This window comes from Vibrio sp. 1978, from assembly GCF_033344345.1.
This window is the reverse complement of record NZ_JAWPOP010000071.1, coordinates 1-2,164: the sequence shown is the minus strand read 5'-3', so window position 1 is coordinate 2,164 and position 2,164 is coordinate 1. Positions and strand designations below refer to the sequence as shown.

The following is a 2,164-nucleotide window of genomic DNA, read 5'->3' as shown; positions in this document are numbered from 1 at the left end:
GGTCGGGTAGACGACACTTGTTACCAAGTGCGGCCCCCCTAAGAACCCAGCGTGCAACTTTCACTGCACTAGGCTCAAGCCTTCACGAAGGCATCGTTTTGATACCCAGCAACTTATAAAGCAGCGAGAGTAGGCTCCTTCCAAGAGTTACGAGCTTGCCTTTTTGACTTTCTCTTAGCCAAGTATTCTTGGTGTTGAGGATCATATGGTGTCGCTGCACTTCGGATTTTTACATGCCTCTCGATTGGTACTTTGGCTATTTGGAAGAGATTGAACTGGCAATCCATATCCATGATCTTCTGCCAACCATGAAAATGCCATTGGCCTTTTCGGTTGACGAAGTATTTAAGGGCCACCCAAGTTTTGGATTTTGTCGGATGACGCCTCACTGCCCAGTGCCATAATGCAAGAAATAGCTTATGACCAACATATCCGAATACCTGTTTAGCCACGCAATGGCGATAATAATTAGCCCAACCCCTTAATTTCGGATTTATCAGTTTGATAAGATCGTTTACAGAGGTTGTTGCATGCTTTTTGATGAGTTCGCGCAGATTACTCAAGAACAGCAATGTGTTAGATTTACTCGGTTTAATGAGCAATTTCCCTTTGTACTTTCTGTGATTGAACCCTAGAAAGTTAAAGCCGTTATCGATGTGTGTAATGTGCGTTTTCTCTTCGGATAATGTTAATCCTCTTTCCGCTAAAAAGTCAGCGATCAACGGTTTGATATCGTTCTCCAACACTTCCTTTGAAGCACAGGTGACGACGAAATCGTCGGCGTATCCAATAAAATTGGCTCTAGTACCCTTTTTGAGGGCTGTAGACTTAATATGCTGCTCAAGTCCAGCAAGAGTCATTAGCATCAAGGTTGGTGATATTATCCCACCTTGTGGTGTTCCCTCATCGGTGCGATAAAACAGACCTTTGTCCATAAAGCCAGATTTTAGCCATTGTTCCAACATTCTCTTATCAATAGCGATGTTATCAAGAAGCCATTGATGGCCGATCTTGTCGAAACAAGCTTTAATATCCCCTTCAAGTACCCATTTAGCTGATTTCTTTAATGCCAAACATTTGAAACACTGCCCAATTGCATCGGCAGTACTGCGATTTGGCCTAAACCCATAACTGTTGGGGTCAGCAAGCGTTTCCGATATAGGCTCTAATGCAAGAAGATGGAGGGCTTGTTGCGCTCTGTCTATCATGCATGGAATTCCCAGTGGTCTGAGCTTGCCGTTCTTCTTGGGGATGTAGATACGCTTGAGCGGTTGGGCTTTGTACGCCTTTCGACTCAATTGATTAACTGCTTTTATGCGGCGTGCATCTGTGTTCCAGATGACACCATCTATTCCAGGCGTTTTACTACCTTTATTTTGAGATACTCGCCTTACTGCAAGAAGCTTGGCTGAGCGAGAATGAGTTAGTATCCACTGCAAGGCTTTCGCTTTACCGTGTTTACCTTCTCTAGTTGCCTTTGCGATACGCATCTGAAGCTTTAATACATGCGATTCAATGGGTTTCCAGTCGATAGACTGCCATTGAGCGCTGTCAGGAGAGGCACTAATCTCTTTAGAAATCATCATTTGCGTTTCTCCTTAAATAAAGTTCTTCAAACTTTCTCGCAACGAAAGACCAGTCGGAAGTGGGCTCACTTTCGTGACCAGACACGAGTCTGTATCTGCATCGTTACAATGCAGCCTTCGCTTTCTCCGACCTCCTTTACCCGCATCGCTATCGGCCACAAAGGCTTTCCCATAGGGAGCGATACAGGCTTACCCTGTTCCGTATGTTACGTAAAATGTCAACTTAGATGCCCACTCTAGTGCGGAGAGTACTTTGATCACGAAAGGCCAATGCCCAACTCCTTTCCGACTCTCGTTGCCGTTTTGGCCACAGCGTATTAACCACTTCCGCTGCTTCATCGTATAACGCACCTTTAATGGATTCACATACGTTCATCATATTGACTCCCTAGCACTTACCCGAATTGTGGTTTTCAGGAGGAACATCTTCTCACGATTTTGTTCCCACTCAGCCTAACGGCCAAGTTTCGTTACATTGTCAGATCCGCTGCTTTATTCAGGATCCTAGGGTCATCTGGTGATACAGATGGTTCACTCTTGTCGTGGTGAACAACGCTTCATACGACTTCAGGTCGCAC

General features: G+C 45.0%; 2 protein-coding genes. Both read right to left on the bottom strand.

The genetic code is table 11. The features are described 5' to 3' along the window. Nucleotides 1-113 precede the first annotated feature (113 nt). The gene (gene ltrA / locus R8N49_RS24445; protein ID WP_213916571.1) at nucleotides 114-1,586 is read right to left on the bottom strand and encodes a group II intron reverse transcriptase/maturase; all 1,473 of its coding nucleotides are present in this window, start codon (nucleotides 1,584-1,586) and stop codon (nucleotides 114-116) included. A 223-nt stretch (nucleotides 1,587-1,809) separates the two neighbouring features. Further along, a complete protein-coding gene (locus tag R8N49_RS24440; RefSeq protein WP_167542826.1) occupies nucleotides 1,810-1,965 on the bottom strand; it encodes a hypothetical protein in 156 nt (51 codons plus the stop codon). Nucleotides 1,966-2,164 lie beyond the last annotated feature (199 nt).